The following is a 4,275-nucleotide window of genomic DNA, read 5'->3' as shown; positions in this document are numbered from 1 at the left end:
GCAGCCAATCATCATTCAGGCTGCCAACATGACGCTCAACCGCTTCCGGCAATTTATCCAGGCCAGGTGGCGTTGCGCGGGTATCCATCACACGCGGCGTCACGCCACGCGCCAGAAAGAAATCCACGCAGGACAGCCCGGTCAATCCCAGACCGATAATGACGACTTTTTTACCCTGGTAATCAGCCATGATTAACGTACCTTCAGCGTTGCCAGGCCAATCAGCACCAGCATCAGCGAAATAATCCAGAAGCGCACAATTACGCGCGGTTCCGGCCAGCCTTTCAGTTCATAGTGATGGTGAATCGGCGCCATACGGAAGATGCGCTGTCCGCGCAGCTTAAAGGAGCCAACCTGCAGAATGACCGACAGCGTTTCCACAACAAATACGCCGCCCATAATTACCAGCAGGAATTCCTGACGCAGCAGCACGGCAATAATGCCCAGCGCGCCGCCCAGCGCCAGAGAACCGACGTCGCCCATAAAGACCTGCGCCGGATAGGTGTTAAACCACAGGAAGCCTAACCCCGCACCGACAATCGCCGTACAGACGATCACCAGTTCGCCGGCATGGCGTAAATAGGGAATGTGCAGGTAGTTGGCAAAGTTCATGTTACCTGTAGCCCATGCCACCAGCGCAAAACCTGCGGCCACGAACACGGTCGGCATAATCGCCAGACCATCCAGGCCATCGGTGAGGTTTACCGCGTTGCCAGTGCCCACAATCACGAAGTACGCCAGCAGCACGTAGAACAGCCCCAATTGCGGCATGACATCTTTAAAGAACGGCACCACCAGCTCGGTAGCCGGGGTATCTTTACCGGCGAGGTACAGCGCAAAGGCTACACCCAGCGCAATCACCGACATCCAGAAGTACTTCCAGCGGGCAATCAGCCCCTTGGTATCTTTGCGCACCACTTTGCGGTAGTCATCGACAAAACCGATAATGCCGTAGCCAATCAATACCGCCAGCACGCACCATACATACGGGTTCGACGGATATGCCCACAACAGAACGGAGATAACAATCGCGGTGAGGATCATGATCCCGCCCATGGTTGGCGTACCACGTTTACTAAAGTGCGATTCCGGACCGTCGTTACGTACAACCTGTCCAAAGGACATTTTTTGCAAGCGGGCAATCATGCGCGGGCCCATCCACAAAGAGATGAACAGCGCGGTCAGCAGGCTGACGATGGCGCGAAACGTCAGATAGGAAAAGACGTTAAAGCCGGAATAATATTTGACCAAATGTTCGGCCAGCCAAACTAACATGTCCCATTCTCCTGTAATGCGCGTACTACCTCTTCCATGGCGGCACTACGTGAACCCTTCACTAAAATCGTCATGACCTGATGTTCTGCAATCAATACTTTAAGATGCGCGGCCAGCGCGCTTTTATCCGCAAAATGTTCGCCAACGCCGCTGGCGTCGCTAATTGCCTGACTCAGTTTTCCTGTACTCAGTACACGGTCGATACCTGCTGCTTTCGCAGCAACACCTACCTGTACATGGCATGCTTCACTTTCTGCGCCAAGCTCTGCCATATCGCCAACGACCAGAACGCGATAGCCCGGCATTTCAGACAGCACCTGCACCGCTGCGGTCATCGAACCGACGTTCGCGTTATAGGAGTCGTCCAGCAGCAGCTGATTTTCTGCGAGTTGAATCGGGAACAGACGTCCCGGTACCGCTTGCAGATCCTTCAAACCCGCTTTGATCGCCTCGTGCGTCGCGCCTACCGCCATAGAAAGCGCCGCCGCCGCAAGGGCGTTAGCGATATTGTGGCGACCCGGCAACGGCAGCAGGACATCAATGCTTCCGGTCGGCGTTTGCAGAGAAAATTCTGTGCCATGCGAGGTCACATGAACGTTGGTAGCAGAAAAGTCGCTGTTGGCCGCATTCGGGGAGAAGCGCCAGACTTTGCGTTCGCCGATGATGCTTTGCCAGTTCAACCAGTCGTTGTTGTCGGCATTCATAATGGCGATACCGTTCGCAGAAAGGCCGGTAAAAATCTCACCTTTTGCCTTCGCAACGCCCGCCAGAGAGCCGAAACCTTCCAGGTGCGCGGCGGCCAGATTGTTCACCAGCGCCGCTTCCGGACGCGTCAGGCCGACGGTCCAGGCGATTTCGCCCTGATGGTTGGCGCCGAGCTCAATCACGGCATAGTCGTAATCGTTATTTAAGCGCAGCAGCGTCATCGGTACGCCGATGTCGTTATTCAGATTGCCCGCGGTATATAGGGTGTTACCACACTGGCTCAGAATGGCAGCCGTCATCTCTTTGACGGACGTTTTACCGGATGAGCCGGTCAGCGCGACAACGCGCGCCGGAACCTGAGCGCGAACCCACGCCGCCAGTTCACCAAACGCCAGACGCGTATCTTTAACAATCAGCTGCGGCAGGTTGGTGTCCAACGGGCGGCTGACCAGCAGCGCACCCGCCCCGCTCTCTTGCGCTTTGTCTGCAAAATCATGGGCATCAAAGCGTTCGCCTTTCAGCGCCACAAACAGGCAGCCCGGCGTCACTTTACGCGTATCGGTTGTTACGGCATCAAGGGTCAGATCGGCCCCTTTCAGTTCGCCACGGAGGATCTCCGCCAGTTGGCTGAGCGTTACGCTAATCATGCGATAACCCCCAGCAGACGTGCTGCGGTCACGCGGTCAGAATAGTCGAGACGCTGCGAGCCGACGATCTGGTAATCTTCGTGACCTTTCCCGGCCACCAGCACCACGTCGTTTTCTTTCGCCTGCATAATGGCGTTTGTCACGGCTTCTGCGCGCCCTTCCATCACCTTCGCCTGTCCGGCATCCAGCATACCCGCCAGAATGTCGTTAATAATGGCGCGCGGCTCTTCGGTACGCGGGTTGTCATCAGTCACCACGACAACATCTGCAAACTGCTCGGCGATTGCGCCCATCAACGGACGTTTGCCTTTATCGCGATCGCCGCCGCAGCCAAAGACGCACCACAGTTTGCCAGTACAGTGCAGACGTGCCGCCTGCAGCGCTTTTTCCAGCGCATCTGGCGTATGAGCGTAATCAACCACCACGGTGGTTTTACCCGGCGCGCTGAACACTTCCATACGTCCGCAAACCGGCTGCAATTGTGTCGCCGTTTTCAGTAAATCAGCTAACGGATAGCCCAGTGCCAACAGCGTTGCCAGCGCCAGCAAAAGATTGCTGACGTTAAACGCCCCCATCAGGCGGCTTTCAATTTCGCCGTCGCCCCATGAGGAGGTAAAACGAATCGTTGCCCCACTGTCGTGATACTTCACGTCAACCGCTTTTAACCAACGACCATGACAGTTCGGGTTGATGTGGTCTTCCATCGAAACGGCAACCGCATCCGGGAGTTTCGCCAGCCAGCGACGACCGACTTCATCATCCGCATTGACGATGGCCTGGCCGCAATGGTGCGTGGAATACAGCAGCCATTTCGCGGCTTCGTAATGTTCCATGTCGCCGTGGTAGTCGAGATGGTCGCGGCTTAAGTTAGTAAATACTGATGCGGCAAACTTCAGCGCCGCAACGCGATGCTGAACCAGGCCGTGTGAAGAGACTTCCATCGCGCCAACCGTTGCGCCCTGCGCAGCCAGCCCCGCCAGCACATGCTGGACATCAACGGCTGAACCGGTGGTATTTTCCGTCGGGATCACTTTGCCCAGCAGGCCATTGCCTACTGTTCCCATTACCGCGCTGGTTTCGCCAAGCAGTTGGCTCCACTGGGCCAGCAATTGGGTGGTGGTGGTTTTACCGTTAGTCCCGGTTACGCCGACCAGACGCATTTTCTCAGAAGGCTCGTGGTAAAAACGGCCCGCCAGTGCAGATAAACGTTCGTTAAGCTGACTGAGATAGATGACCGGAACGCCATGCATTTCACGGATTTCACCATCAGTAGCTTCATCTTTTGCTTCTGCAATAATGGCAGCCACACCTTGCGCTATCGCCTGCGGGATATACCGACGCCCGTCCGCCTGATGACCCAATACTGCGACAAAGAGATCGCCTGATGCAGCCACACGGCTGTCAAGCGTCATCTCCCGCAGTGCTCGCTCCGGTGCACCCGGCACCCATGGAGCAAGAAGGTCGCGCAAATTACGATCTGCCACCTGTTGCCTCGCCTTGATTATTCACAAATTCATTTTTATCGCCCGTTGTCAGCGCATCCGGCTCGATGTTCATGGTGCGCAGTACGCCGCCCATGATGGCACCAAAGACCGGCGCGGAAACGGCGCCACCGTAGTATTTACCCGCCTGCGGATCGTTGATAACA

The 4,275-nt window shown here is 56.2% G+C and carries 4 protein-coding genes and 1 pseudogene; all 5 read right to left on the bottom strand.

What is annotated here, in order from left to right; all coding sequences use genetic code 11:
* Positions 1-190, bottom strand: a pseudogene (gene murD, locus FDW94_RS24120) (UDP-N-acetylmuramoyl-L-alanine--D-glutamate ligase); the annotation flags it as partial.
* A gap of 2 nt (positions 191-192) precedes the next feature.
* Positions 193-1,275 (bottom strand): phospho-N-acetylmuramoyl-pentapeptide-transferase, encoded by a 1,083-nt coding sequence (mraY, locus tag FDW94_RS10925; RefSeq protein WP_137377573.1) that lies wholly within the window; start codon positions 1,273-1,275, stop codon positions 193-195.
* Positions 1,269-2,627: a UDP-N-acetylmuramoyl-tripeptide--D-alanyl-D-alanine ligase gene (gene murF / locus FDW94_RS10920; RefSeq protein WP_137377572.1), complete on the bottom strand. Its 1,359-nt coding sequence runs from the start codon at positions 2,625-2,627 to the stop codon at positions 1,269-1,271. Before murF ends, mraY begins: the two co-directional genes overlap by 7 nt.
* A complete protein-coding gene (murE, locus tag FDW94_RS10915; protein ID WP_008786196.1) occupies positions 2,624-4,111 on the bottom strand; it encodes a UDP-N-acetylmuramoyl-L-alanyl-D-glutamate--2,6-diaminopimelate ligase in 1,488 nt (495 codons plus the stop codon). The genes murF and murE overlap by 4 nt, the downstream gene beginning before the upstream one ends.
* The coding region (locus tag FDW94_RS24115; protein WP_249358455.1) for a hypothetical protein at positions 4,098-4,275 on the bottom strand (178 nt) is incomplete at its 5' end. The genes FDW94_RS24115 and murE, both read right to left, overlap by 14 nt.

The sequence above is a fragment of the Citrobacter sp. wls757 genome (assembly GCF_005280935.1).
GTDB lineage: Bacteria > Pseudomonadota > Gammaproteobacteria > Enterobacterales > Enterobacteriaceae > Citrobacter > Citrobacter portucalensis.
Note: the sequence above shows the minus strand (reverse complement) of the source record. Positions and strands in the feature narration are given on the sequence as shown.